The sequence below is a fragment of the Halorientalis pallida genome, assembly GCF_049605515.1.
GTDB lineage: Archaea > Halobacteriota > Halobacteria > Halobacteriales > Haloarculaceae > Halorientalis > Halorientalis pallida_A.
Window position 1 is genome coordinate 2,663,357 of record NZ_CP187158.1, and the last position, 24,664, is coordinate 2,688,020.

30 protein-coding genes and 1 tRNA gene are annotated in these 24,664 nt (G+C 68.9%); 16 read left to right on the top strand and 15 right to left on the bottom strand.

The genetic code is table 11. The features are described 5' to 3' along the window. Window positions 1-2 precede the first annotated feature (2 nt). From ACOZ4N_RS15335 to ACOZ4N_RS15345, 3 genes are read left to right on the top strand one after another with little or no spacing between them, the layout of a single operon-like run. Window positions 3-143, top strand: a complete 141-nt coding sequence (locus tag ACOZ4N_RS15335; protein WP_424017241.1) for a hypothetical protein — start codon at window positions 3-5, stop codon at window positions 141-143. Next, on the top strand, window positions 140-940 hold the full coding sequence (locus ACOZ4N_RS15340; protein ID WP_424017242.1) for a PAS domain-containing protein: 801 nt from the start codon (window positions 140-142) through the stop codon (window positions 938-940). The genes ACOZ4N_RS15335 and ACOZ4N_RS15340 overlap by 4 nt, the downstream gene beginning before the upstream one ends. 43 nt (window positions 941-983) lie before the next feature. Beyond that, window positions 984-1,190, top strand: a complete 207-nt coding sequence (locus ACOZ4N_RS15345) for a hypothetical protein (RefSeq protein ID WP_424017243.1) — start codon at window positions 984-986, stop codon at window positions 1,188-1,190. Here the strand turns inward: ACOZ4N_RS15345 and ACOZ4N_RS15350 are convergent, their stop codons facing one another. Beyond that, window positions 1,191-1,646 carry a DUF5814 domain-containing protein gene (locus tag ACOZ4N_RS15350; protein ID WP_092658599.1) on the bottom strand — a complete coding sequence of 152 codons (456 nt, stop codon included), beginning with the start codon at window positions 1,644-1,646 and terminating at the stop codon, window positions 1,191-1,193. Between the two features lie 123 nt (window positions 1,647-1,769). Between ACOZ4N_RS15350 and ACOZ4N_RS15355 the strand changes: the two genes are divergently transcribed. Then, window positions 1,770-1,994, top strand: a complete 225-nt coding sequence (locus ACOZ4N_RS15355) for a hypothetical protein (protein ID WP_424017244.1) — start codon at window positions 1,770-1,772, stop codon at window positions 1,992-1,994. On the opposite strand, the gene ACOZ4N_RS15360 is transcribed toward ACOZ4N_RS15355, so the two are convergent. Both ACOZ4N_RS15360 and ACOZ4N_RS15365 read right to left on the bottom strand, forming a co-directional pair. Beyond that, window positions 1,991-2,764, bottom strand: coding sequence for an SDR family NAD(P)-dependent oxidoreductase (locus ACOZ4N_RS15360; protein ID WP_424017245.1), 774 nt, complete (start codon window positions 2,762-2,764; stop codon window positions 1,991-1,993). The two genes, ACOZ4N_RS15355 and ACOZ4N_RS15360, sit on opposite strands and share 4 nt — an antisense overlap. After that, complete coding sequence (locus ACOZ4N_RS15365) at window positions 2,761-4,020, bottom strand: acyl-CoA dehydrogenase family protein (RefSeq protein WP_424017246.1); 1,260 nt, start codon at window positions 4,018-4,020, stop codon at window positions 2,761-2,763. Before ACOZ4N_RS15365 ends, ACOZ4N_RS15360 begins: the two co-directional genes overlap by 4 nt. Before the next feature lie 123 nt (window positions 4,021-4,143). On the opposite strand from ACOZ4N_RS15365, the gene ACOZ4N_RS15370 reads away from it, so the two are divergent. From ACOZ4N_RS15370 to ACOZ4N_RS15390, 5 genes are all read left to right on the top strand, one after another. After that, complete coding sequence (locus ACOZ4N_RS15370) at window positions 4,144-5,202, top strand: phosphotransferase family protein (protein WP_424017247.1); 1,059 nt, start codon at window positions 4,144-4,146, stop codon at window positions 5,200-5,202. Beyond that, window positions 5,202-5,864 (top strand): 2-phosphosulfolactate phosphatase, encoded by a 663-nt coding sequence (locus ACOZ4N_RS15375; RefSeq protein ID WP_424017248.1) that lies wholly within the window; start codon window positions 5,202-5,204, stop codon window positions 5,862-5,864. The genes ACOZ4N_RS15370 and ACOZ4N_RS15375 overlap by 1 nt, the downstream gene beginning before the upstream one ends. Before the next feature lie 103 nt (window positions 5,865-5,967). After that, window positions 5,968-6,038: transfer RNA gene (locus ACOZ4N_RS15380), tRNA-His, on the top strand. Window positions 6,039-6,136: 98 nt separating this feature from the next. Beyond that, the gene (locus tag ACOZ4N_RS15385) at window positions 6,137-7,042 is read left to right on the top strand and encodes an HNH endonuclease (protein WP_424017249.1); all 906 of its coding nucleotides are present in this window, start codon (window positions 6,137-6,139) and stop codon (window positions 7,040-7,042) included. A gap of 86 nt (window positions 7,043-7,128) precedes the next feature. Then, window positions 7,129-7,344 (top strand): hypothetical protein, encoded by a 216-nt coding sequence (locus tag ACOZ4N_RS15390; protein WP_424017250.1) that lies wholly within the window; start codon window positions 7,129-7,131, stop codon window positions 7,342-7,344. Window positions 7,345-7,353: 9 nt separating this feature from the next. Here ACOZ4N_RS15390 and ACOZ4N_RS15395 read toward each other — a convergent pair whose 3' ends face one another. Genes ACOZ4N_RS15395 through ACOZ4N_RS15405 form a run of 3 tightly spaced genes read right to left on the bottom strand, consistent with a single transcriptional unit; the run spans window position 7,354 to window position 9,981 of the window. Then, window positions 7,354-8,448 carry a hypothetical protein gene (locus ACOZ4N_RS15395; protein WP_424017251.1) on the bottom strand — a complete coding sequence of 365 codons (1,095 nt, stop codon included), beginning with the start codon at window positions 8,446-8,448 and terminating at the stop codon, window positions 7,354-7,356. Next, complete coding sequence (locus tag ACOZ4N_RS15400) at window positions 8,435-9,322, bottom strand: S49 family peptidase (RefSeq protein WP_424017252.1); 888 nt, start codon at window positions 9,320-9,322, stop codon at window positions 8,435-8,437. The genes ACOZ4N_RS15395 and ACOZ4N_RS15400 overlap by 14 nt, the downstream gene beginning before the upstream one ends. Continuing rightward, window positions 9,319-9,981 carry a LolA family protein gene (locus tag ACOZ4N_RS15405; RefSeq protein ID WP_424017253.1) on the bottom strand — a complete coding sequence of 221 codons (663 nt, stop codon included), beginning with the start codon at window positions 9,979-9,981 and terminating at the stop codon, window positions 9,319-9,321. Before ACOZ4N_RS15405 ends, ACOZ4N_RS15400 begins: the two co-directional genes overlap by 4 nt. Window positions 9,982-10,161: 180 nt before the next feature. Here ACOZ4N_RS15405 and ACOZ4N_RS15410 point away from each other — a divergent pair, with 180 nt between their 5' ends. Further along, window positions 10,162-10,602 carry a hypothetical protein gene (locus ACOZ4N_RS15410; protein WP_424017254.1) on the top strand — a complete coding sequence of 147 codons (441 nt, stop codon included), beginning with the start codon at window positions 10,162-10,164 and terminating at the stop codon, window positions 10,600-10,602. A 4-nt stretch (window positions 10,603-10,606) separates the two neighbouring features. On the opposite strand, the gene ACOZ4N_RS15415 is transcribed toward ACOZ4N_RS15410, so the two are convergent. Then, window positions 10,607-11,203 (bottom strand): OsmC family protein, encoded by a 597-nt coding sequence (locus ACOZ4N_RS15415; protein WP_424017255.1) that lies wholly within the window; start codon window positions 11,201-11,203, stop codon window positions 10,607-10,609. 220 nt (window positions 11,204-11,423) lie between these two features. Between ACOZ4N_RS15415 and ACOZ4N_RS15420 the strand changes: the two genes are divergently transcribed. Further along, window positions 11,424-12,158, top strand: coding sequence for a competence/damage-inducible protein A (locus tag ACOZ4N_RS15420; protein WP_424017256.1), 735 nt, complete (start codon window positions 11,424-11,426; stop codon window positions 12,156-12,158). Here ACOZ4N_RS15420 and ACOZ4N_RS15425 read toward each other — a convergent pair. The 7 genes from ACOZ4N_RS15425 to ACOZ4N_RS15455 form a co-directional block, all read right to left on the bottom strand. Continuing rightward, a complete protein-coding gene (locus ACOZ4N_RS15425; protein ID WP_424017257.1) occupies window positions 12,155-12,943 on the bottom strand; it encodes a GTP cyclohydrolase III in 789 nt (262 codons plus the stop codon). The two genes, ACOZ4N_RS15420 and ACOZ4N_RS15425, sit on opposite strands and share 4 nt — an antisense overlap. A gap of 265 nt (window positions 12,944-13,208) precedes the next feature. After that, complete coding sequence (locus tag ACOZ4N_RS15430) at window positions 13,209-14,129, bottom strand: hypothetical protein (RefSeq protein WP_424017258.1); 921 nt, start codon at window positions 14,127-14,129, stop codon at window positions 13,209-13,211. Next, window positions 14,126-15,196: a glycosyltransferase family 4 protein gene (locus ACOZ4N_RS15435; RefSeq protein ID WP_424017259.1), complete on the bottom strand. Its 1,071-nt coding sequence runs from the start codon at window positions 15,194-15,196 to the stop codon at window positions 14,126-14,128. The genes ACOZ4N_RS15430 and ACOZ4N_RS15435 overlap by 4 nt, the downstream gene beginning before the upstream one ends. Next, the gene (locus tag ACOZ4N_RS15440) at window positions 15,181-15,573 is read right to left on the bottom strand and encodes a 6-pyruvoyl trahydropterin synthase family protein (RefSeq protein ID WP_424017260.1); all 393 of its coding nucleotides are present in this window, start codon (window positions 15,571-15,573) and stop codon (window positions 15,181-15,183) included. Before ACOZ4N_RS15440 ends, ACOZ4N_RS15435 begins: the two co-directional genes overlap by 16 nt. Window positions 15,574-15,787: 214 nt before the next feature. Continuing rightward, complete coding sequence (locus ACOZ4N_RS15445) at window positions 15,788-16,792, bottom strand: zinc-binding dehydrogenase (RefSeq protein ID WP_424017261.1); 1,005 nt, start codon at window positions 16,790-16,792, stop codon at window positions 15,788-15,790. Between the two features lie 167 nt (window positions 16,793-16,959). Further along, a complete protein-coding gene (locus tag ACOZ4N_RS15450) occupies window positions 16,960-17,859 on the bottom strand; it encodes a hypothetical protein (protein WP_424017262.1) in 900 nt (299 codons plus the stop codon). Window positions 17,860-17,866: 7 nt separating this feature from the next. Further along, window positions 17,867-18,235 (bottom strand): DUF7475 family protein, encoded by a 369-nt coding sequence (locus tag ACOZ4N_RS15455; protein WP_424017263.1) that lies wholly within the window; start codon window positions 18,233-18,235, stop codon window positions 17,867-17,869. Between the two features lie 81 nt (window positions 18,236-18,316). Here ACOZ4N_RS15455 and ACOZ4N_RS15460 point away from each other — a divergent pair, with 81 nt between their 5' ends. From ACOZ4N_RS15460 to ACOZ4N_RS15475, 4 genes are read left to right on the top strand one after another with little or no spacing between them, the layout of a single operon-like run. Next, window positions 18,317-20,299, top strand: a complete 1,983-nt coding sequence (locus ACOZ4N_RS15460; protein WP_424017264.1) for an aldo/keto reductase — start codon at window positions 18,317-18,319, stop codon at window positions 20,297-20,299. After that, window positions 20,296-21,063 (top strand): CDP-alcohol phosphatidyltransferase family protein, encoded by a 768-nt coding sequence (locus ACOZ4N_RS15465; protein ID WP_424017265.1) that lies wholly within the window; start codon window positions 20,296-20,298, stop codon window positions 21,061-21,063. The genes ACOZ4N_RS15460 and ACOZ4N_RS15465 overlap by 4 nt, the downstream gene beginning before the upstream one ends. A gap of 37 nt (window positions 21,064-21,100) precedes the next feature. Beyond that, window positions 21,101-21,658 (top strand): metal-dependent hydrolase, encoded by a 558-nt coding sequence (locus ACOZ4N_RS15470; RefSeq protein WP_424017266.1) that lies wholly within the window; start codon window positions 21,101-21,103, stop codon window positions 21,656-21,658. Window positions 21,659-21,704: 46 nt separating this feature from the next. Continuing rightward, window positions 21,705-22,082 (top strand): cupin domain-containing protein, encoded by a 378-nt coding sequence (locus ACOZ4N_RS15475; protein ID WP_424017267.1) that lies wholly within the window; start codon window positions 21,705-21,707, stop codon window positions 22,080-22,082. On the opposite strand, the gene ACOZ4N_RS15480 is transcribed toward ACOZ4N_RS15475, so the two are convergent. Beyond that, a complete protein-coding gene (locus tag ACOZ4N_RS15480) occupies window positions 22,083-22,484 on the bottom strand; it encodes a hypothetical protein (RefSeq protein WP_424017268.1) in 402 nt (133 codons plus the stop codon). Window positions 22,485-22,567: 83 nt separating this feature from the next. Here ACOZ4N_RS15480 and ACOZ4N_RS15485 point away from each other — a divergent pair, with 83 nt between their 5' ends. Continuing rightward, complete coding sequence (locus ACOZ4N_RS15485) at window positions 22,568-24,661, top strand: DEAD/DEAH box helicase (protein WP_424017269.1); 2,094 nt, start codon at window positions 22,568-22,570, stop codon at window positions 24,659-24,661. The last annotated feature ends 3 nt before the right edge of the window (window positions 24,662-24,664 follow it).

A 24,664-nucleotide genomic window follows, 5' to 3' on the forward strand; every position in this document is an offset into this window, starting at 1 on the left:
CCATGTACGACGACTTCAGACAGCGGATGGGCGACACCTACGAGGAGTACGAACTCGGATCGGTCACGGTCGCCATGATCTCGGACAGCGAGAACGAACACGCCTGGATCCAATCGGACGTCACCTGTCCCGTCGAACCATGAGCAGGCACTGGCACGAAGCGACGGCGGCGGGACCGGCACCGGACCAGCTTCCGGGCCCGGATCTGGCTGTCCCGTCCACGCCGATCAGGGTCCTCTACGCCGACGACAACGCGGAGTTCGCCTCGCTGGTCGACGCGACACTCGGGACCGAGGAGGGGTTCGAGGTCGTCACCTCCGGCTCGGTCGAGACGGCACTCGAACACCTCGACGGCGTCGACTGCGTCGTCAGCAACCTCGACGGTTCGACCCCGGACGGCGACGACCTGCTCGCGGCCGTTCGAGACCGGGACGAGACGCTCCCGTTCGTCCTCTTTACCGTCAAATCGCTCCGTGACGTTCCCGCGACCACGTTCGACGGGCTCTGGACCGACTACCTCGAGAAGAACGGCCTCCGGTCGCTGGAACTGCTCGGTCAGCGCGTCCGGCGACTCGTGGCTCACCAGGCCACCACGACCACGGCCCAGCGGGGGCTGGCGGCGGCCCAGGCCGCACAGGAAGGCATCGTCATCGTCGATCCGGACGGGACCGTCGAGTTCGCCAACACCGTCTACGCGACGCGGCTGGGCTACGACCCTGACGAGATCGAGGGGCGACCGTGGCAGGACTGCTACACCGACGCCGAGGCCGACCGGATCGCCTCGTCGGTCCTCCCGACCGTCGCGGACGACTGGCGCTGGACCGGCGAGTGCGTCGCCCGCCGGAAAGACGGCGACACGGTCGCCGTGCAGGCCCGCATCGTCCGCCTCGAAGACGAGAGCCTGGTGATCGTCCACGACGGCGATGCAGAACAGGCCTGAACCGACCCCGTTATACCCTCGGCTTGGCGAGTACTACGTATCGATGTCAGACGACGAGCCGTCCGTTCCGGTCTTCTGTGACGACTGCGGGACCACGACCCGAGTGCCGCTGGACGACGTTGGCGAGGCCATCGAGCGACACAACGACCAGCTCCACGACGGCGAGGAGATCGCGCAGGTCGACCCCGACATCGCCGACCACCTCGCGGATCTGGTGGTCGACGATCTCGGACTGCTCGACGAGGAGTAGCTACCGCACCAGATCCTGGCGGAGCCGTCGCGCCCGGTCGGCCATCTCCGGGGCGTCGTCCACGTCCGCGAGTGCTTCGACTGCCTCCAGCGTCCGCACCGAATCGTCGAGAAAGGAGAGGATGTCGCCCGGATAGGCATAGAGCATGTAGTCGTCGCCCATCACGTCGACGATGGCGTCGGGACCCAGCCCCTGGGCGCGCAACTCCAGCAGGTAGTCGACGAACTTCTCTTCGGGGTGGCCACAGTGGGGATTGGCCTCACAGTCACAGTCCAGGAAGTCCTCGGCGAACTCCAGCACCCGGTCGCGGGTGGCGTCGTCGAGCTTGGCCAGCCCGTCGCCCTGATAGAGGATGTCCAGCGTCGCTCCCGAGAACGCTCCTTTCGGGATGGAGGTCTCTAGCTGGGAGGCGATCTGCCGGTGGTTCTTCACGTAGATCTTGTCCGTGATGGCCACGCGTGGCCGTTACTTGACCGCTGACGCGCAAAAGTCTCTCGGAAAAGTGGTGTGGCCGCCTTCCCGGTCTGAAACGGGGAGAAAGAGTGAAGTCGACGACACGTCCTCGTTCTCGACGTACCCATGTCCGAAACCAATCCACTCGCGGACAGACGAATTCGTGGCGCCATCGGCCTGAGCGGTGCGCTCGTCGTCGTCCTCGTGGCGTATTTCTTCCTGGAGGGAACGGTGCAGTTGGTCGCGTACGGCATCGCGGTGCTGGATGCCATCGTCACCCCCTTCGTCCTCGGAAAGGTCGCCGAGCAGAACGAGCGAGCCGACGGGGAGAACGCGAACCGGGCCGGCTAGATCGTCGTCCAGCCGCCGTCGACGGTCAGCACGCTCCCGGTACAGTACGCGGAGGCCTCGCTGGCCAGAAAGAGCGCGACCCCCTTCAGGTCCTCGGGCTCGCCCAGCCGGCCCATGATCGTCTCCTCCTCCATCCGCTCGTGCAGGTGGTCCATGCCCGAGTCCTTGCGGAAGGCCCCGCCGCCGATGCCGGTGTGGACCCAGCCCGGCGCGATGGCGTTGACTCGGATGCCCTCCGGGCCCAGATCCGCGGCGGCCTGTTTCGTCAGCTGGGCGACGCCGCCCTTCGAGGCGACGTAGGCCGCGACGCCGGGGAAATCAGAGGCGATCTGGCTGAGGACCGACGCCGTGGTGACGATGCGGCCGCCATCCTCCATCACCGCGGCGGCCTCCCGGATCGTGTAGAACACGCCGTCGAGGTTCACGTCCATCACCTGGTGCCACTGGTCGATGTCGTAGTCGTCGACGGTCGCGCCCAGCCGCCCGATGCCGGCGTTGGCGAAGGCCACGTCCAGCCCGCCGAACTCCGCAGTGGTCTCCTCGACCATCGCGACGACCTCGTCGTGGTCGGACACGTCCGCCGGGATCGCCAGCGTCTCCGCGTCGAGGTCGGCGGCGACCGCCTCGACGCCCTCCACGTCCTTGTCGGCCAGCGCCAGCCGCGCGCCAGCGTCGGCACAGGCCTCCGAGATGGCCTTCCCGATGCCCGAGGCCGCCCCCGTCACGAGGACGACCTCGTCGTCGAGTCGGAACTTCTCGAGCGCGCTCATCGCTGTGGCTCCCCGAAGCGGGTGACGTACTCCAGTTCTTCGGGCACGATCTCGTCGTCGTCGAAGGCTCCCTTGGCGATGGAGCGCAGGTGTGCCTCGTCGGCCCCGTCGACGATGCGGAAACAGCGGACGTTCTCGTAGAAGTCCGCCAGCGGGAGGTCCTTGCCGATGCCGTTGCCGCCACACACCTGCACGCAGGTGTCGACGATGTCCTGGACGGTCTCGGCGGCGAACACCTTCGACATCGAGACTTCCGTGTCGGCCTGGCCTTCCGCCTGGATGGTCCGGGCGGCGTGGCGTACCATCGTCCGGGCGGCGTGGAGGCGCATCTCGGCGTCGGCGATGTCGAACCGCAGGGCCTGCTTCTGGCTCAGTGTGTCGCCGTAGGCCGAGCGCTCGTCCATGTAGGCCTTGGCGATGTCCAGCGACCGGTCGGCCATGCCCATGAAGCGCATGCAGTGGGTCAGCCGTGCCTTCCCGAGGCGTTGCTGGGCGACGGCCAGGCCGCCGTCCTCCGGGCCGAGCAGCTGGTCTTCGTGTACGCGCACGCCGTCGTAGACGACCTCGGCGTGCCCCATGCCGGACTCGCCCATGTGGGGGATGTCACGGACGTACTCGACGCCGTCGGCGTCGGCGTCCACGATGAACGCCGAGGTGCCGACGTAGGGGTGGGCGTCCTCGTTGGTCCGGGCGACGACGATCAGGAAGTCCGGCTGGCTGTGCCCGAAACTCGTCCACCACTTGTGGCCGTCGATGACCCACTCGTCGCCGTCCTTCTCGGCGGTCGTCTTCAGGTTCTTCGCGTCGGACCCGGCCCCGTCCATCGGTTCGGTCATCGAGAAACCCGAGGAGACCTCGCCGTCGGCCAGGGGTCGGAGGTACTCCTCCTTCTGTTCCTCGGTGCCCGCCTGTTCGAGAATCTCCATGTTGCCCTCGTCGGGCGCGGCGACGTGCATCGCTCCCATCGCGAAGATCGACCGGCCGGCCTGCTCGAAGACCGGCAGGAGGTCCGCGAAGTCCATGCCGAGGCCGCCGTACTCCTCGGGGATCTGCGGACCGAACACGTCACGTTCGCGGGCGATCTCCCGCAGGTCCTCCATCAGCTCGTGTCCCTCTTCCTGGCGGTCGGCGTCACTCGAAGCGTCCCGTTGCCCCAGCAGTTCCCGCTCTCTGGGCAGCACTTCCTCGTCGACGAACGCGCGTGTCCGCTCGGCCACCTCGCGCGCTCGCTCGGAATCCTGGTACGTGAGCTCCATACCCTAACAGTGTGAAACCGGGGGGTTAGTTGCACTGCCGCCCTACCGAGGCTTATTTAACCCCCTCGGATAGTGCCAGGGGGATGACAACGCATTTACTGCAGACCACGCTACTCCGTGGCAATGCCAGACGAAACCGATCTCGTCGACCGCGACCGCCTGCGGGCCTTCCTCGCGGAGCGGCTGGGCGAGACCGACACCTTCGACGTGGAACGACACGATCAGGGATTCTCCAACGAGACGCTCTTTGTCACCTGGGGTGACCGCGACCTCGTCATCCGCCGCCCGCCGCCGGGCGAGACCGCCGACACCGCCCACGACGTGCTCCGGGAGTACGAGGTGGTCCACGCCCTGCAGGACACCGACGTGCCCGTCCCGACGACCGTCGCCGAGAGCGAGGACACCGACGTGATGGGCTGTCCGTTCTACGTCATGGAGCGCCTGGAGGGCGACGTGATGCGCTTCGTCGAACTGGATCGCTTTTCGGACGCCGACGCGCGCCGACGGATCGGCGAGGAGATGGTCGACACCCTCGCGGCTATCCACACCGTCGACGTAGAGGCCGTTGGTCTCGGCGACTTCGGCACTCCCGAAGGGTTCGCCCAGCGTCAGGTCGACCGCTGGACCGAGCAGTTCGAGTGGGCCTTCGAGGAGACCACGGCCGAGCGAGAGGTCCCCGAGATCCACCGTATCGGCGACTGGCTCGACGACAACGTCCCCGACGAGTCGGCTCACGCGCTGGTCCACGGCGACTACAAACTCGACAACGTGATATTCGCCCCGGGATCGCCGCCCGAGATCGGCGGCGTCCTCGACTGGGAGATGTCGACGCTGGGCGACCCGCTCTGTGATCTGGGCTGGCTGCTCTTTTTCTGGCCCGACCCCGAAGACGACCTGACGCCGCTGATGCAGACGATGGCACCCACGTTCACCCAGGACGAGGCCTACCTCACTCGGGGTGAACTGGTCGAACGCTACGAGGACCGGACCGGTGTCACCGTCGAGAACCAGCGGTTCTACCGCGTTCTCGCCGTGTACAAGATGGCCGCCCTGGGGGAGATGTTCTTCGCTCGCTACCTGATGGGCAACTCCGACAACACGCTCTACCAGATGATGGAAGACGGCGTCCCGACGATGGCCGACCACGCCGTCGAGATCATCGAGGGCGAGCGCCCCCTCTGATGACCGTCCACACCGTCGACCGACTGGAGGACGTGCCCGACCCCGCGCCCGACGCGACCTTCGTCGTCGTCGACGTGATCATCTCCTCGACCAGCATCGTCCGCCTGCTGGAGGCGGGCGCGCGCTACGTCCGGCCGTTCGCCGACGCGGACGCCGCCCGCGCGTTCAAGACCGACACGGCGGACGCCCTCCTCGTCGGCGAGCAGGGCGGCCAGCCCGTCGACGGCTTCGACTGCTCGCCGCTCCCCTCGTTGATCGCCCAGCGGGACTTCACGGACCGGCCGGTGGGCATCCTCACCTCAAACGGGACCCGCGCCGTCCACAGGATCGGGGCCGACGCACCGATCCTGATCGGCAGTACCGTCAACGCCGCCGCCGTGGCCGACCACCTGCGCGAGCGAGACGGCGACGTGTGGCTCGTCGCCGCCGGCCGCCAGGGCGACCGCACGCCCGAAGACTCGGCCGGCGTCGAGCTGATCCGCCGCCACTACGCCGACGAGGCGGCGAACTTCACGCCCGACGACCTCGCCGCCCAGGTCCGCGAGAGCGGCACCGCCGAGTGGCTGGGCGGCCTGGGCTTCGAGAACGAAGTCGAGGACCTCTGTACGTTCGATACGAGTTCGGTCGTGCCGAAACTCCGGGACGGCCAGTTCGTGGACTGACCGCCGGAACGACTGGTGAGTGCCCTGTCATCCCGTTGCAGGGCGTCCCGGGAGTCGTAACGTATTTCAGGAGCAGGCGGCCTACAGTTTCGTGTCGAGCGCGTCCGGGCTGGGGTACTGGTATCCTCCAGCCTTGTGGTGGCTGGGAAGCGGGTTCGATTCCCGCGCCCGGACTCATAAATTATTTTACATAAACTAACCCGCGAGCCACCGCTCTACTTTCACTCCGGACGACTCGAATTTAATTACCAAACCGCAGAACAGTTGTCTGGATGTCAGAACACAGTTGTCCGACCTGTGGTCGGGGATTTGACAGTCGCCGTGGACTCGGTGTTCATCACAGTCAGGTACACGGCGAGAAACTACCGAACCGGGAGTGTGCCGAGTGTGGGACGGCATTTCACTGCAAACACGAGAAAAGATACTGTTCGGATGACTGCCGGGATGCAGCGGTCTCGTACGAGGGAAAGAACAATCCGAACTACAGCGGTGGGAAGACCCAAACGGAGTGTGAGATCTGCGGCGGAACCTTCGAATACTATCCGTCGGAAAAGAAGGGGCTCTACTGTCCACCCTGCGTCGAATCAGAAGACTGGCGGCCGAAACGAGACATCAGTGGTGAGAACAACCCACGGTGGAACGGTGGGAAGCAGGAATTCGAGTGTGACGTGTGTGGCGATACAGTCGAACGCTATCCCGGCAGAGTGACCGGTGAAATCGTCGCCTGTGGCGAAGATTGTCGACGGGAATGGCTCTCCGAGTCGTTCACCGGCGAGGGACACCCCAACTGGGAGGGTGGTGACACCGGCAACTACGGGAAAGGCTGGAATCGCATCAGGAAACTCGCACTGGAGCGGGACGGCTACGAGTGTACCCACTGCGGGAAGTCCAAGGAAGAGATCGGACGGAATCCGGACGTACACCACATCGTCCCGGTGCGCGTGTTCGCGGAGGCTCGGGGATTCACGAAGGAAGACGCTCACTACAAGGAGAACGTGGTGTCGCTGTGTATCGAGTGCCACCGGAAGGCCGACTTCGGCGTGATTCCGAAGGCGCGGCTGCTGTCGTACGTGCCGGCGGGGACGAAGTACGGCCCGCACGTGGCCCTCCCGGAGGGTGCGGCGCGCGTCGAGAGCGGAACCCGGTGGGCACAGCGGCCCGAGCGTCCGGTGCAGTGACTCTGTGCGGGCTCTATATATTTCACCGAGGGGATGGGACGGCTCCTAGAAGCGACCTTGTGCGTCCTCTCCGTAGCCGGGGCTACATGAGCACACAGTTGCTCGACCTGGGGCTCGAACCGGCCGACGTGGCAGCGACCGACGCGGACAGCGACCTTCGATTCCGGTGTCCGGTCTGTGACGGCAGGGCGGGATCGGAAGCCGACGTGTACCGCCACCTGTTGATCGAACATCGAAAGAGCGGGTTGAGCGAGGCGTTGCTCGCCCGGGCCGAAGTCAGAGTCGAGACGGCGGGCGAGTGACCGGGCCGGTTACGGACTGGTGCCGTTCCCGGTCGGGAAGGACGTGCCGTTGCTCGGGACCGTGGGCGTGGTGCCGGGCTGACTCGGGCCGCCGAAGTCGCCGGAGCCGGTGCCGGTCGACGGGCCCGCGGGTTCCGGAGCGCCGGGTTCCTTGTCGCCGCTGACGAGGAAGTCGGCGAGGTTGGTGACGAACGCGTCGTTGTCGGCGACGGTCGCGCTCGCCGGTTCGAGGAAGTTCGTGTCCCCGACAGTGACGACGTTGCCGGTCTTTGCCGCGACCGTGTAGGTACTGCCGCGGCGGGTCGAGGAGAGCAGGGCGTCCTGACTCTCGACGACAGCCGTGCTGTCGCTACTGGTCGCCAGCGGCGTCGCGTCGTCGAAGACGAGGCGGTCGACGCCCTCGGTGAGCGAGCTATCGCCGCTGGGTTGGGCGTAGATCCGCTGGAAGTTGTTGGCGTTGTCCGTCATGTCGAACAGGTAGCCGGCGCCGAAGGAGACGCCGAAGTTCGCGGCGAGGTTCGTCGGCTGGCCGGGCGTGACGGTGCTGCCGGTCGACGTGCCGATGGGGAGGCTGATCGAGGTCCCGGACGAACTCGGGTCGACCGGGTCGGCCAGCAGGAGGACGCGGCCGCCGGCCTCGGCGAAGGCGTCGAGGCCGTTGATCTCGCCGGTCGTGTACGTGCTGGCGGGGTTGGCGACGACGAAGGCGTCGGCCGAGCGTAGCGTCGCGTTGAGCCCGGACGATCCGCTGGAGATGCCGCCGGAGAAGCCGCCGCTCCCGCCGGAGCCGCCGGTGTAGAACCGCACGTCGTGGCCGTCTCGGACCAGCGCGTCCACGAACGGTTGCATCTCGCTCTCGCTGAGCGCGTTGCCGTGACTCTTGTCGATGACGACGGTCTTGGTCTCGTCGCCGTCGGGTGCGCCGACGCTGCCGTCGTCGTTGACGGCGGTCGGGAGTAACTGGTCGTCGTAGGCTGGTGCGTCGACGCTGGCGTCGGTCGACGAGTCGGACAGGAGCGTGCCGGTGGCGACGGTGGCGGCCACGATCACCACGACGACGACCGCGAACACGCCGACGCCTTTCAACAGATCAGTTCGTGCCATTGATTGTCACCTCGATTTGGGTCGCAGAGTCGGAGACGTCCAGCTGTCCGTGCAACATGAAGTACTGGGTGGTGTCGACGTCGACGGTGTCGTCGCCGGAGGCGTTCAGGCCGATCTGGCTCAGCGGGCTCGCCGTCGGTGACTCCATCCGGACGGTCTCGTAGTCCGAGAGGCCGGCTTCGTCGGCGGCCGCGCTGATGGCGGCGTCGAGGCCGCCCACCTCGTCGGCCAGCCCGAGTTCGACGCCGCTGGTGCCCGAGTACACCTTGGCGTAGGAGAGTTCCGACGCGGAGAGGCTGGTGTTGCGCTCCGCGACGACGCTCCCGACGAACGCGCGCCGGAGGGCCTCGACGCGGCGGCGCGCCTCGGCCTGGGTCGCGGTCGTCGTCTTGTCGGGGCCGGTGGTGATCTGATTGTCCGGTGCGCCCTGTGGCGGGACGACAGCCCGCACGCCGACGCTGCCGACGGTGCTGGCCGGCGTCACGTAGATCTCGTCGGCCGGTGCGCTGGTGTAGTACCCACCGGACAGCGCCGAGCCGGTGACGGCGACCATCACCGGCATCTGCTCGCTGGTCTGTTTCACTGCCAGATAGAGCTGTTCGCTGACCGACGCCAGCCCGCCGCGGCTGTTCACGTCCAGCACGACGGCCTCGATGGAGTCGTTCTGGCGGGCTTCACGCAGATCCGCCATCGCCGCCGCGGCGGTGTCGCCGTTGATCGTCCCGTGGACTTCGACGACGGCCACGGTGCCGTCGGGTCCCGTCGACGCGCCCCAGGCGTAGGGGACGAGTGCAGCGCCGACGAGCAGGCCGACGACGGCGAACACGACGACCGGGCCGCCGATGCGGTCGAGGAGGCCGCGGTCGCGGTTCATGCCGCCCCACCTCCCGCTACCGGAGACGAACCGGCGGGCATCGTGCCGGGGTCGCCAAGCGAGACGTTCTCGAAGCGGATCGTCTCGTTCACGCGCTGTCCGTCGTCGGTCCAGGTCGACTCGATCCGGCGGGGGACGACCTGCTTCGCGTCGACCCAGACGCGCCGTTCCGGCTGGGTCGTGGCGGCGTCTTCGGGCGGGGTGATCGAGAAGACCGCCGTCGTGCGACCGTCGAGTCGCTCGGTGCCCTCGAAGACGACCTCGTTTTCGCGCACGAGGTCGGCGGCGACCGTCCCGAAGCGCGCGCTGGCCTCGGCGTCGGTCTCGGCGTCACCGGCGAACAGCTTCGCCGACGGGTTCTCGATGACGGCGACCTCGCCGGCTTTCGGGCCGGTCTCGTAGGCGATCCGGAGCGAGTCACCTTTGTCGAAGGTGACGGTCGCCCGTGCGGTCTCGGTGTCGTTCTCGACCGTGACCCGCTGGATCATGGTCGCCTGGAATCCGTCCAGTCGTTCGTACCGCGATTCGACCTGATCGGCGACGGCCGACGGATCGTCGACCTCCGTCCCGGGTGCCCCGAGACAGCCGGCCGTCACGAATACGAGACCGACGACGCCGAGTAACGCGCGCCGGTGTCGGCTCCGCAGTGGTGGTGTCATGGTTCGTTCCCGTCTACACACACGACCCACATGTCCCTCTCGCGGAGTTTCTGAGCCAGCACACTGGCCACAAGGTTTATACGTTCGATCTGGCCACGCTCCCGTCCCTGACACCGATTCCGTCGGCTCCGGCCGACCGCAGACGGAGCATTTTATCTGCCCTCGTGACAACCCTCTCACATGGTGGAGACCTACGAGGCGGCGGGGTGGGACGAGGCGCTGGCTCGCGCGCGACAGGTGGGGCACGGGAACCGTGTCGTCGTGTCCAAGGCGGCCGAGCCGAGTTTGCCCGAGACGGTCGACCTCCGGCCGTCCAACTTCCCGTGGTCGATTCACAGCGGTGCGCTCCGGGTCTATCGGGAGGACAGTCCGGGGGAACACCTCCAGCTCAAGGAGTACCGGGATCGGTGGGTCGTGTCGCTCGACCGCGTCAATCCACACTACCAGCCGTTCGGCCACGCTCGCAACGACGTGCCCGCGGCGTCGCTGGTCTCGCTCCCGCTGTTCGCGGCCACGCAGTCGGTCCGGCTGGCCGGCGGGCTCTCGGCGGCGGCCATCGAGAAACAGGGGTCGCTGGTGAACGACGGGCTCGTCCCGCTGGTCGGGAAGATTCTGATCTAGCCGATCAGTCCTCGTGGACGGTCACCGACGGCTCGTTCGGGTGTGAGTCGGTCAGCATGCGGTACACCGGCGACCGCTCGTAGAACGACGCCAGTCTCTCGCGGTCGGCGTCGTCGAGGCCGTCGCTCTCGATGTCGACCTCGATCTCGGGGTCGCCGAGCATCCCCTCGGCCTCGTCGGTCTGGCCCAGCAGGTATCGTGGGTCGACCGAGAGGCTGGCGCTGGTGGTCACGTCGTCCATGTCGATCCCCGCTTCGAGCGCGTTGTAGGTGACCGTCGCGTTGATGCAGGCGGTCAGCGCCGAGAGCGCCGTCTCCACGGCCTCGATGCGGTCGGCGGGGTCGGCAAAGCCCATCTCGGTCTCGATCTCGGGGGGAACGCCGTAGTGCAGTTCGTGGTGGCGCTCCTCGCCCATCTGGTCACCGCCCAGCGTCCACTCGCCGACGCTCGCGGTCGTCCGGGCCGCGGTGTCCTCGCTCTCGCCGCGGGCCGAGAACGCCATCTTCGCTTCGTCGGGTTCGTCGGCGACCCACGCGACGAACTCGTGATAGGTGTCGAGGTCGACGCCCATGCGGTGCTGTGTCTCTGGTTCGGATGCCATGGTGGAACGGACGGCCCCGACTTCCGTAGTTATGAACCGGCCACCGTCGTCGCCGGCGGAGTAAGGTCGGTCCCGTCGTGTCAGGGCCGGGTCACTCGCCGCACTGCGAGCCGGCACGCCGACCCGGTTCGGGCTCCGGTAAGGGCGCGTTAGTCCTGCTGGTGACGCGGACTGTCAAGCCCCGGTACCTCTAATGGGGACCGGTCCGACGCTTCAGTGAATGCAGGTCGCACTGGTCACGGTCGGGGACGAGTTGCTCGCGGGGGACACGGTGAACACGAACGCCTCGTGGCTGGCCGCCAGGCTCGCCGAGCGGGGCGTGTCGGTCCGGCGCGTCCTCGTCGTGCCCGACGAACGCGCCGAGATCGCCGAGCGCGTGCGGGCCTACAGCGAGGCCTACGACGCCGTCCTCGTCACCGGGGGGCTCGGGGGGACGCCCGACGACGTGACGATGGCGGCCGTCGCCGACGCGTTCGACCGGGACCTCGCGGTGGACGACCTCGCGCTGGCCGACGTGGAGGAGACGCTCGAAGCCATCGCCGGTGACTATCCCGACCTCGAAGTCGACGCGAGAGCCGAGGCGACGATTCCGGCGGGGAGCCGTCCCCTCATCAACCGCGGCGGACTCGCGCCCGGGTGTGTGATCGAGAACGTCTACGTCCTCCCGGGCATCCCCGACGAGATGAAGACGATGTTCGAGGACATCGAGGACGAGTTCGAGGGTGATTCGGTCTCGGAGTTCCTCTACACGGAGAAACCGGAGGCCAACCTCGTCGACGCGCTGACCGACGCGGGCGCGCAGTTCGACGTGACAGTCGGCTGTTACCCGGATCGGGACGCGGGACACAACCGCCTGAAGGTAACCGGTGACGACCCCGAACAGGTCGACGCCGCGACTGCGTGGCTGGCCGAGGAAGTGGACGCGGACGAGGAGCCCCGCGACGGGGACGACTAATCGTCGTCGGCGGCGACCGCCGGCCGGTCGGCGAACTCGACTGCCGTCCCGTCTTCGCGACACGCCTCCAGTGCGTGTTTCGCGCCCATCCCGGCGGCCTGGGCGACGCCCGACTGTCCGACGCCGACTTTGAGGTCTACGTCGACGGCGTCGTTGACGTGGTCGATGGCGTCGCGGTAGTCGGCCGCGTCGAGGTCGGCACAGACCGCGATGACGTTGTCGCCACCGACGAAGAAGGACAGCGACTCGTGGGCCTGCCGCATGTACCGCATCAACTCGGCGTAGCCCTGTTCGATCCGAATGAACGTGTCGAACTCGTTGAGTTCGTCCGTGTACTTGCCCGTCGCGTCGTTCACGTCGAAGTGCGCGATCTGCACGTCGTCGTCCGTGCGCTCGTCTTCGGCCAGCGTCTCTCCCCGAAGGATCTCGCGGCGACTCTCGTCCTGGGCGCTCCCGGCGTCCTGGAGGCGGTCCGAGGCGCGGCCCAGCGCGGCGACCGGTGAAGAATCGACCGCGACGCTCACGCTCGCGGTGACCGGGTAGCGGTTGCCGATTGACTCCTGCACCAGCGCGAGGTCCTCGACGTCGAGTCCGTTGGTCACGGCGACCATGTTGTCGAACCGGCCGAAGAAGGCGTACCCCTGGCGGTTGCCGACCAGCTGTGACACGTCGGCGTACAGCCGCGACTGCATCGTCTGGAGGTCGACCTCCCGGCGCGGCGTCGGCGTGACTGTCCAGGGCCCGTAGTTGTCGATCTGGATCAGCGTAACCTGCGTGTTTGTCACGACACCCGGTGTACGGGGTAGAGTAGTATTGTTCTTTGGAAGCCGGTCGGCTCGACCAGCGGGAGAGGCGACGAACGAGCGAGCGGTGACGGTGGAACCGCGAGCCGGTCGGCTCGACCGGCGGGAGAGGCGACGAACGAGCGAGCGGTGACGGTGGAACCGCGAGCCGGTCGGCTCGACCGGCGGGAGAGGCGACGAACGAGCGAGCGGTGACGGTGGAACCGCGAGCCGGTCAGTTCGGCCGAGCGGTCGGCCGCCCGACCGATCACCCGCCGCCCGTCCACTCGCCGAGCAGGTCCAGCTGGTGGGTCACGTAGACGAGGGTCCCGTCGGCGACCTGCTCGCGGCGCGTCCGGAGCCAGTCGTCGAGGCTGTCGTCGTCGAGGGCCTCGCCGGTGTCGACCTCGCCGAGCGCGCCCTCGATGGTGCCTAGCACGTACCGCAGGAAGTACGCCTCGTCGTCCGGATAGCCGTTCTCGTCGGGGTAGACGACCCAGTCCGACCCCGCGACGCCCGAGACGCTCGCCCCGCCCAGGTCCCGGAGTCGCGCCAGCGCGTGGTGGCCCGCGCGGCTGTCTCCCCCCGGTTTCGCGTCCATGTGGTCGTGGTAGGCGCGCTCGACGGCCTCGTCGGCCGGGTGGTCGGGCGTGAACCGCGTCCCGCCGTCGAACGTGATCGGGAAGTACCAGTAGCCGCCGGACGCGAGCCCCGACAGGAGCGTCGGCAGTGCGTCGAGGCCGATCACGTCGAGGACGGCCAGGCCGACCAGCAGGTCCCAGGACCGGTCGGCGTCGGCGACGAAGGCCTCTGCCTCGGCGGTGACGGGCCGCACGGCGACGGTGCGCTCCGGCCAGACGAGGTCGAGCCCGTCGTCGCGTTCGCCGACCTCGACGGGGCGGTCGGCGGCCCAGTCGGCGAGCCGGTCCGGGATCGTCTCGACGACCGCTTCGTCCCGGTCGACGGCCGTGTAGACCACGTCCCGATCCCCCGGAAACAGGTCCCACTCGACGGCGCGTTCGATCATCGTCCCGACCCCGGCCCCGACCTCCAGCACGCGGAACGGGCCCTCGTCGTCGGCCGCCGTCGCGAGGTTCATCCGGAGCTGTCGCCAGAGCCGCCGGTCCAGGCTCCGGTCGTCGACGGGGCGCTTGGCGTCGAGGTACCGCTGGAAGTCGTCGGCCGTCATCCGGCGGCCCTCCTGTCGTCGGCGACCGTCTGGAGGAACGCCTGGACTCGCGCGGTCGTCTCGGACCAGTCGGGGTGGGCCTCGTATCGCTCCCGCGCCGCCTGCCCCATCTGGGCGAGGCGGTCGCGATCACGGGCGAGTGCGCCCAGCACTCGCCGCACGCTCTCGGGACTATCGGGCTCGACCAGCGCCCCGGTCTCGCCGGGCGTCACGAAGTCCCTCGCCCCGCCGGCCGCCGATGCCACCGCCGGCAGGCCGAAGCTCATCCCCTCCAGATAGGCGATGCCGAACCCCTCGTGGCGCGCGGGGATCGCCAGGACGTGGCTCCGCCGGAGGACGGCCGCGAGTTCGTCGTCGGCGAGCCGCCCGCGCAGGTCGATGCGGTCGCCCGCACCGCTCCGGGCGATCCCGTTCTCGACCGTCTGGACGTACGTCGGGTTCTCCGCCCGCCCGACCACCGTCAACTCCCAGGGCTCGTCGACCTCGGCCAACCCGTCGACGAGCGTGTCCAGCCCCTTCCGTGGTTCGATATTGCCGACGAAGGCAACTCTCAGCGGCCCCTCGTGGGCTCGCGATTCGATGGTCGCGGCGTCGATGTCGGGATCGAAGCGGTCGCCGGCGGGCGGTGCGACGACCGTCCGACCGTCCGGAGGCCCGCCGGTTTCGGTCACTGCGGTCCGGGTCGCGGTGCTGTTGCAGACGGCGGCGTCGACGCTCCCGAGGTAGCGGCGTTCGACGGCCCGGTAGAGGCCGGTGAGATGGCGGCCCTCGCTGGCCCGCAGGTGGTGGACGACGCTGACGACCGGATACGGCAGGTCGCGGTTCGCCCGGACCAGGGACGGGTGGGCGAGTTCGTCCTGGAGCATCACGTCCACGTCGACGGCGAGTCGGTCGCGCAATGACGACGAGAGGTTGTCGAGCAGGCCGCGAGCGTACTGCCGGCGCGGGAGTTCGATCACCTCCACGGTGTCGCCGGCGTCGCGGAGTCCCTCGACGAGTCGGCGGTCGTACCGGAACCCGCCCGACTGGTCGTCGAGACTCCCGTACAGCGTCAGGCCGACGCGCATGGAACGGACGCCTCGTAGGCCGCGTGCGCCTGATCGTCTTCCCAGATGGTCACCGCCAGCTCCGTCACGGTGTCGTCGGTCACCTCGTCGGTCACCCGTTCCCAGACCACCCGGGCGAACCGCTCGACGCTCGGATTGTAGCCCTCGAACTCCGGTAAGTCGTTGAGCATCGTGTCGGCGTACCGACTCCGGAGTCCGTCCAGCGCCGCCTCCACGTCGTCGATGTCGACGAGGTAGTCGAACTCGTTCAGTTCCGGTCCCCTGAAGGTGAGTTCGACCTCGTAACGGTGGGAGTGTGGCTCCCCCTCCGGCCCCGCGTCCGGTACAGTGAGAAAGTGCTGTGCGACGAACGACTCCAGCACCGTGACTGTGTACATACACGTTCCACGGTCCGTCGCCACCTAAGTCTCCCGCCGCTGCTGTGGGGTCTCGCGGCGCTTCGGGCCGCTCGTCCGGAGATGCTCGTGCCACTCGCATCTCCCGAAGCTCGCGGATCGTTCCGCTCACGGGCGTTGCCCGTTCGAGTCGCGGTCGGAGACGCGCACTCCCCGCTCGCTCGTCTGCCGGCTCTCCCGCTGGTCGAGCCGGCCGTCACTGATATGTCAACAAAACGCCCAGCGCGCGCTCGGGGGAGCCGTCGAGCAGTTCGTAGGCGTCGTCGGCCCGCTCGACGGGGAACTCGTGGCTGAACAGCGCCGACACGTCGACCTCGGCCAGGAGGTCACGGACCAGCGAGAGCCGTCGATCCTTGTCCCAGCGGCCGGCGTGGTCCGGGTCGATGCGGCTGACCTGACTGCTCCGGACCCGGACGTGACTGCGGTGGAACTCACCGCCGAGGTGCAGGGTCGCGGGCTTGTTCCCGTACCACGACCCGACGATCACCTGTCCGGCGTAGCCCGTCGCGTCGATGGCGTCGTCGAGCGCGTCCGGGTTGCCCGAGAGCTCGAAAGTCAGGTCCGCGCCGTCGACGTGGTCGGTCGCGATACGCTCGTCCAGCGCCGCGGCGTCGGCTACGGTCGTGTCCGCGCCGAGTCGCTCCGAGAGGTCTCGCCGTCGCTCGTAGGGGTCGACGGTCACCAGTTCGCCCAGCGGGAACTCCGACAGGACGGCTGTCGTCAGCAGGCCGACGACGCCCTGGCCGAAGACGACGACTCGATCCCCGACGCGTGGCCGGCCGTCCATCACGAAGTTGACGGCGGCCTCGGCGTTGGCCAACAGCGTCGCTCGCTCGGCGGGCTGGTCGACCGGGATCAGTTCCGACGGGGTCGCGAGGAAGTGGCTCTCGTGTGGGTGGAACGCGAACACGCGGCGACCCTCCCAGTCACCGTCGACGTTCGCGCCGGTCGCGGTGACGCGTCCGACGGCCGCGTAGCCGTACTGGAGCGGGTACGAGAGGGTTCCGTCGAGCACGTCGATGGTCTCGTCGATCTCGATGTCGGCCGGTGCTTCGTCCCGGTAGAGCAACAGCTCCGTGCCGGGGCTGATGGCCGAGCGCTCGGTCCGGACGCGGACCTGATCGGGGTCGGGGTCCGGGACCGGCCGTTCGCGAACTGTGACCTCACGCGGTCCGGTGAAGTACAGCGAGCGTGCAGCCACGGTCGATCACGCCCGGACTGGGCAGCGACGGTCGTCGATCCCATTCGCGAACTCGGTCCGGAACGTCGACGGGGGCTGAATCGCCATGGCATTGCCAAGGGCTGTAGCTGATAAAAGCTGTGTGTGGCGGAAATCCAGGACAGACGCCTCGTCGTGCGTATAAATGCCTAGTGGTAGCCCAGCGCCGCCAGCCGGTCGGTCGCGTCGCCGGTTCCGTAGACCCGCTCCACCGGCAACGGCTCCGGTGGGGACAGCATCGGGTCGAACGTTCTCCGATCCCGCCCGTCGGTCTCGACCCACGGGACGGTCACCAGCGCCGACACCGGCGCGTGCATCGGGTGGCCGTACAGCCCCCACTCCCCGAGGAGGTTGGCGTGATCGGCGGTGAGTACCGCACGGTCGGCCGTGACGTTGTCGAGGAGGACGCCGACCGACTCGAGGACGTATCGGAGGTTGGCCTCGTAGGCCCGCCACACCCGCTCGACGGACACCTCGCCGCGCCGGAGCGCGACCCACGGGTTCGCGTCGCTACTCCGGTTCCCGGTCCGGGCCATGCCCGCGTCGCCCGCGACCGGGTCCGGGACGAACGGATGGTGGGGTTGCATGTAGTGGACGACCAGTCGCTCGGGGTCCCGGTTCCGGGCCAGGGCGACGGCCCGGTCGGTGACGGCGCCGGCTCGGACCGTTCCGAGGTCGTCGTCCCAGGCGTACTTCCACACCTCGTCGAGGGCGGCGAAGGCGTCGGCGTCGAGGTACCGGTCGGTCCACGTGTTGCCCGTCACCATGGCCGTCCCGGCGACGGCGTCGGCCCGGTCCGCGCCGAACGTCCGGGTCAGCCACTCCGAGGAACAGCTACCGACCGACCGGAGCCGGTCGATCCCGTCCACGAACGGGAACGGCGCGCCGACGGTCGCCAGCGCGTCGGGTCGACAGCCATCGAGGACGATCAACAGGTCCCACTCGTGGTCGTAGACGGGGGTACCGTAGTCCAGCCGGCGGCCGACGACCTGGATCGCCCGGAGGACCGACCGCCGGAGCGGGCCGCGGCCCGCGTCGTCGGCGAGCATCGCCCGGCTACCCCTCCCGTCGGTACAGCACCACCAGCACGACGACGAACGCGATCTGAACGGCCTTGTCGAGATAGCCCAGCGGCGAGAAGTCGGGCGCGTTCACCAGGTACCAGGCGACGATCTGGATGGCGGTAAAGGGGACGCCGATGGCGTAGATCAGCCGACGGCGGTAGTCCACCGCGACGAGCGCCGCACCCGCGAAGAATCCGATGCCGGCCAGCAGGAAGCTGATCCCCATCGGCGACGTGAGAAACTGCACCCCGAGCCAGAGGTGGAGGACGCCCGTGATCGCCGCGAGACCGAACGCCGCCCAGTGCAACGGCGACAGCGATGCCGTGTCGACCGCGAGTCCGCCCGTGGCTGTCTCTGCCATAGTCGTAGTGCGGGCGCGAGTGGCTTCAAGTTTGGCCGCGTCCGGGGACGAATTTATTGTTCTCAATCCCTGTCTAGGTCTGTGAACTGCCTGTTCGTGGGTGCGGGGGCCGTCGCCGACCAGTACGCGGCCGGGCTCGCGGACGGCCCGCTCACCCTGGCGGGCGTCTGTGACACCGACGCCGACCGCGCCGAGCGGTTGGCCGCCCGCCACGACGCCGCCGCGTTCGCGGCCCTCGACGACGCACTCGCCGCCTGCGGGGCCCCGGTGGTCGTGAACCTCACGAGTCACGGCGCACACGCGACCGTGACGCGGCGCGCGCTGGCCGCCGACCGCCACGTCTACAGCGAGAAACCCCTCGCGCTCGACGCCGAGACCGCCCGCGAGCTGCTCGCGCTGGCCGCCGACCGCGACCGCGCGCTCGGCTGTGCGCCGGTCGCACCGCGATGTCCGGCACAGCGACTCGCGGGCCGCGCCGTCGCCGACGGGCGACTCGGCCGAGTCGGGCTGGGCTACGCCTACGCCCACGTCGGCCGGGTCACCGAGTGGCACCGGAGTCCGGACGGCTTCCTGTCGGTCGGGCCGCTGTACGACGGCGCGGTCTACCCGCTCACCGTCCTCGTGGCGCTCTTTGGCCCCGTCGAGCGGGTCCGCACCGCCGACGCGCTGGACGTGTGGCCGGCCCGCGAGGCCGCGACGCCCGATGCCCCCACTCACGTCGAGACGACGCTCGAATTCGCCGCCGGGCCGGTCGTCCGCCTGACCGCGAGTTTCTACGCGCCCCACCGGAGCCGGGAGTTCTACGGCGTCGAACTCCACGGCGACGACGGCTCGTTGCGGCTCCGGGACGCCGGCGCGCTCGACGCCGAGCCCGGTGCCGTCACCTTCGGCCGCCAGGGCCGCGAGTACACCCCGATGGCCCCACAGCGACCGACCCACCCCGGGACCTACCTCGACGGCGTCGAACGGCTCGCGGCCGCCGTTGCCGACGGGCGACGGCCTCGGGACACCGCCCGCCGCGGCGCACACGTCGTCGCGGTGTGTGCGGCCGTCGAACGCGTCGCGGCGGGAACCACCGACGGCTCCCGTCCGGTCCCGGATTTCGGCGTGGCACCGACCCGCCCCTCGCGGCCGACCGCTCGGCCGCCGGGAGCGGCGAGTGGCGGAACTGCCGACCCGACTACCCGGTCCCTCAGACTCCCGCCCGTCGGCTTCGGCTGTTCGCGCTACCGCGGTGACGAGTACGTCGACCGGGCGGAGTCCATCGCGACGGCGCTGGACGCCGGGTACCGCCTGCTGGACACCGCGGAACTGTACGGTAACGAACACCGGATCGGCGACCTGCTGGCCGCCCCCGGGACGCCGGATCGGGAGTCCCTGTTCCTGTTCGGGAAGGTCTGGAACACCAACCACGGCCACGTCGTCGAGGCGTGTGCCGGGAGCCGCGCCGAACTCGGGATCGAGACGTTCGACTGTTACGCCCTGCACTGGCCCGACTCGTGGGCGTATCAGGGGCCGCTCGAACGGCTCGCCGAGAAACCCGTCCCCGAGCAGGAGGCGCTCGCCTTCCCCGAGGACGAGGGCGGCGAGATTCGGACGACCGACCGCTCGCTCGCCGACTCGTGGGCCAACCTGGAGGCGGTCCACGACCGGGGCTGGGCGCGGACGCTCGGGCTCTGTAACGTCACCAGCGAGCAGGTCGAGACCGTCCTGGAGACGGGCTCGGTGAAACCCGCGGTCGTGCAGGTGGAGCGCCATCCCTACCAGCCCCGGACGGACCTCGTCGAGTTCTGCCACGAGCGCGGTATCCGCGTGATCGCCCACTCGCCGCTGTCGGCCCCGGGGCTCCTCGACGAGCCGGTCCTCGACGAGATCGCCGCCGAACGCGGGTTGTCGCCGGCCGCGGTCGTCCTCGCCTGGAACGTGACCGAGGGAGTCGTGCCGATCCCGTCGAGCAACGACGCGGCCCACGTCGTCGCCAACCTCGCGGCGGCCGGCGAGCGGCTGGACGCCGAGGCACGCGAGCGCATCGCGACGCTCGAAGACCCGGAGTTCTCACGATGAGCGGGACCGAACGCGCGCGTCTGACCCGGCGACGCCGGCGGTGGCTGTTCCTCGGCTGTGGGACCGTGCTGGTGCCGACGGTCGGCGCGGCCGCGCTGGCACGGCTGGTCGATCCCGCTGGGGCGGCCGCGTGGGCGCTCGTCGTGGCCCCCATCGTCGGCTTCGAGGCCTGGTTCTATCACTCCCGGCGCGACCGGGTGCCGACCGCGGGGCCGGCCCTGCGGGTCGCCGACGCCGTCACGCTGATTCGGGGGTGGCTCTACGCCGCCGTCGCCGGGTTCGCCGTCCTGTCGCCGACGGCGGTGGTGGCGTGGCTCCCGGCCCTCTGTTACGGCACCGGCGTCGCTCTCGACTGGCTCGACGGGCGGATCGCCCGCCGGACGGGCGGGGGAACGCGGCTCGGCGAACGCCTCGACATGGCGTTCGACACGCTGGGCTTTCTCGTCGCGCCGGTCGTCGCCGTCGTCTGGGGGCGGCTCCCGGTCTGGTACCTGTCACTGTCGGCGGCCCGGTACCTGTTCAAGGCCGGGCGGGGGCTCCGGCGCGTTCGCGGCCAGCCGGTCCACGAGTTACCCCCGAGCGAGCGCCGCCGGCAACTGTCGGGCCTGCAGATGGTGTTCGTCACCGTCGCGCTGGTCCCGCTCGTCCCGGTGGGCCCGCTCGCGGTCCTCGCCGCCGCGGTGCTGACGCCGTCGCTGGCGCTGTTCGCCCGCGATTACCTGCTCGTGGCCGGCTACCTGCCGCGAGCGGCGGAACAATCATGACCGCGCCGTGCCAACTGCCGGGCCGGACCGGACAGCCATGATGGCACCGACACACGTCGTGGTCGGACTCGCGCTCGGGGCCGCCGTCGCGACCGTCGAGCCGACGCTGGGGACCGCCGCCGCGGTCGGGGGTGCAGTCGGCGGCGCCGCGCCCGACGTGGACCTGTTCGTCGGCCAGCACCGTCGGACGCTGCACGCGCCCGCACTGCTGTTCGTCCCCGCGGCGCTGGCCGCCGGGTTCGCGCTCGTCGCACCGACGCCGCTCTCGGTCGCGGTCGCGGTGGGCCTTCTCGCGGCGGCCGTCCACTCCGCCAGCGACGCCCTGGGGGCCGGCGAGGAACTGCGCCCCTGGGAGCGGACCAACCCCGACGCCGTCTACTGCCACGCCGCCGGGCGGTGGCTCCGCGCCCGGTACGTCGTCCCCTACGACGGCGCGCCGCGTGACTTCCTCGTCACGGCCGCGTTCGCGGTGCCGGTCGTCCTCGTCTTCGCCGGGCCGATCCGCTGGCTGACCCTGGCGCTCGTCGCCGGCGCTGGCGTCTACACCGCCCTGCGCAAGCGGCTCCCGAAGTACTTCGAACCCATCGTGGAGTGAGGACGCCACCAGTGGCGATTTGGGACTGCCGGCCGTACCGAATACTATGAGCGACGGCGACCCCGATCCCCTGATCCGACGGGCCGAGGACATCGACTACGAGACCGTCGACGCCGCCGAAGGTGTCGAAAAAGGCGTCCTGCTGAACGAGGGCCACGGCGCACCGAACTTCGCGATCCGGCGCTTCACCATCGCACCGGGCGGCGAGATCCCCGAACACACGAACGACGTAGAGCACGAACAGTACGTCCTGCAGGGGGAGTACACCGTGGGCATCGACGGCGAGGAGTACGAGGTCGCCGCGGGTGACTCGCTGTTCATCCCCGCCGGCGTCGTCCACTGGTACCGCAACGACGGCGACGAGGCGGGCGCGTTCGTCTGTGCGGTGCCCAACGGCGACGACGAGATCGAGCTCGTGGACTGATCAGCCGAGCAGACCCAGGCCGGCCCCGAGAAACAGCGCGGCCCACGCGAAGCCGAAGGCCGCCCCGAGCAGGCCGAACAGCCCGATCACGCGTGCCCCGAGCCGTGAGGACGGCGTCAGGAGATCCCGCATCCCTAGCCTCCGCTGTATCGGCGTCGTCGGCGGGGTGATCTCCTCCTCGACGGCCGTGTCCGGATATCGCAGCATGAACACCGCCTGGTAGAGTACCGACAGCGAGAACAGCCCGACGATCACCCCACCGAACGCGGCCCGCTGATCGCGGGTGAGAAACGGGCCGGCGGCGAGGCTGAGGCCGACCCACAGCACCACGAGCGTGACGACGAGGAGGGCGGCTATCGTCGGCCCCGCTTTCGCCGCGTCGATCGCCCGTCGCGATGGCACGGCCGACGTTGGTGTGTCGACCCATATCGAGGTTTCGCCCCCGAACGGTTGGACTCAAATACCCTGATCGTCTATTCGGTGACGTGTCACGGCAGGTCGCGCAGGTCGATACCCTGTTCCTCCACGAGTCCGGCGACGACTACCGGGTGGTCGTCGAGCGGGACGGCAAGCGACTGTTCCAGGCCGTCCTCGAACTCAAGGAGACCGACGCCGGTCCCCGCCCGGGCCGGTTCCGGATCAAGGAGGGGACCAGCGAGGAACCGCGCAGTCCCGACGAGTTCGTCGACATCGCGCGGCGGGCCTCGCGCATCCGTATCTCACAGCAGACCTCCCAGTCGGGCCGCCAGCGGTTGCTGGCGATGCTCGACGGCTATCAACTTGACGCGAAGGTCGTCCGGACCTGTCGGTTCTGCGCCCGCGACGGCCGCTACTCGCCGATCACGAGCGAGACGGCCATCGAGGCCGACGACGAGTCGATCTGTCCCGACTGCGCGAAGGAGGAACTCGACCGGCAGGTGACGATGCAGGGGTCGATGAGCGCCAGCGCCCGCGAGCGCCTCGAAGAACTCCTGCTGGAGGTGCAGGATCTGGACCGGATCACCAACCTGCTGGAGGGGCGGCTCGACCCCGACCTCACCAAGTTCGACGAGATCAGCGCGACGCTGGACGACGTAGAGCCAGTGCCCGTCGACTCGCTGGACCTCCATCCGGGCATCCAGTCGAAACTCGAAGGGCGGTTCGACGATCTGCTCCCCGTCCAGAGTCTGGCCGTCGAGAACGACGTGTTGAACGGGCGCGATCAACTCGTGGTCAGCGCCACGGCCACGGGCAAAACGCTGATCGGCGAGATGGCCGGGCTGGACCGCGTCCTCAACGGCGAGGGGAAGATGCTGTTTCTCGTCCCCCTCGTCGCGCTGGCCAACCAGAAACACGAGTCATTCGAGGAGCGCTACGGCGACATCGCGGACGTGACGATCCGTGTCGGGGCCAGCCGCATCAACGACGACGGCAACCGCTTCTCCCCCGAGGCCGACATCATCGTCGGTACCTACGAAGGCATCGACCACGCACTGCGGACTGGGAAGGATCTCGGGGACATCGGCACCGTCGTCATCGACGAGGTCCACACGCTGGGCGAGGAAGAACGGGGTCACCGGCTGGACGGGCTGATCTCGCGGCTGAAACACTACACGGAGACGGGCGGGTCGACACAGTCGACCCGGAACACGCGAACGGGCGACGCCCGTGAGCGCGACCAGTCCAGCGCCGACACCCAGTACATCTACCTCTCGGCGACGGTCGGCAACCCCGGCCAGCTGGCCGAGAAACTGCGCGCGCAGTTGATCGAGTTCGAGGAGCGGCCGGTGCCCATCGAGCGCCACCTCACCTTCGCGGACGGGCTGGAGAAGATCGAGGTGGAGGACAAACTGGTCAAGCGAGCCTTCGACCAGGAGTCCTCGAAGGGCTACCGCGGGCAGACGATCGTCTTCACCAACTCCCGGCGGCGGTGTCACGAGATCTCCCGGAAGTTGCAGTACGATTCCGCGCCGTATCACGCGGGGCTGGACTACAAGCGCCGCAAAGAAGTCGAGTCACAGTTCGCCGACCAGGACCTGGCGGCGGTCGTGACGACGGCGGCGCTGGCGGCGGGCGTGGACTTCCCGGCCTCGCAGGTCATCTTCGACTCGCTGGCGATGGGGATCGAGTGGCTCACCGTCCAGGAGTTCGAGCAGATGCTCGGCCGGGCGGGGCGGCCGGACTACCACGATCAGGGGACGGTGTACATGCTGGTCGAGCCCGACGGCGTCTACCACAACAGCATGGAGATGACCGAGGACGAGGTGGCGTTCAAACTCCTCAAGGGGGAGATGGAGCCGGTGATCACCCGCTACGACGAGAGCGCCGCCGTCGAGGAGACGCTGGCCAACGTCACGGTCGCCGGAAAGGGAGCCAAGCGGCTCAACGACCGGATGGTCGGGGAGGTGCCGACGAAACACGCGCTGGGGAAACTGCTGGAGTACGAGTTCATCGACGGGCTCTCGCCGACGCCGCTGGGGCGGGCGGTGACACGGCACTTCCTCGCGCCCGATCAGGCGTTCCTGATGCTCGACGGGATCAGAAAGGGGAAAGACCCGGCGCGAATCGTCGCGGACCTGGAGTTACGCGAGGAGGAGTGACCG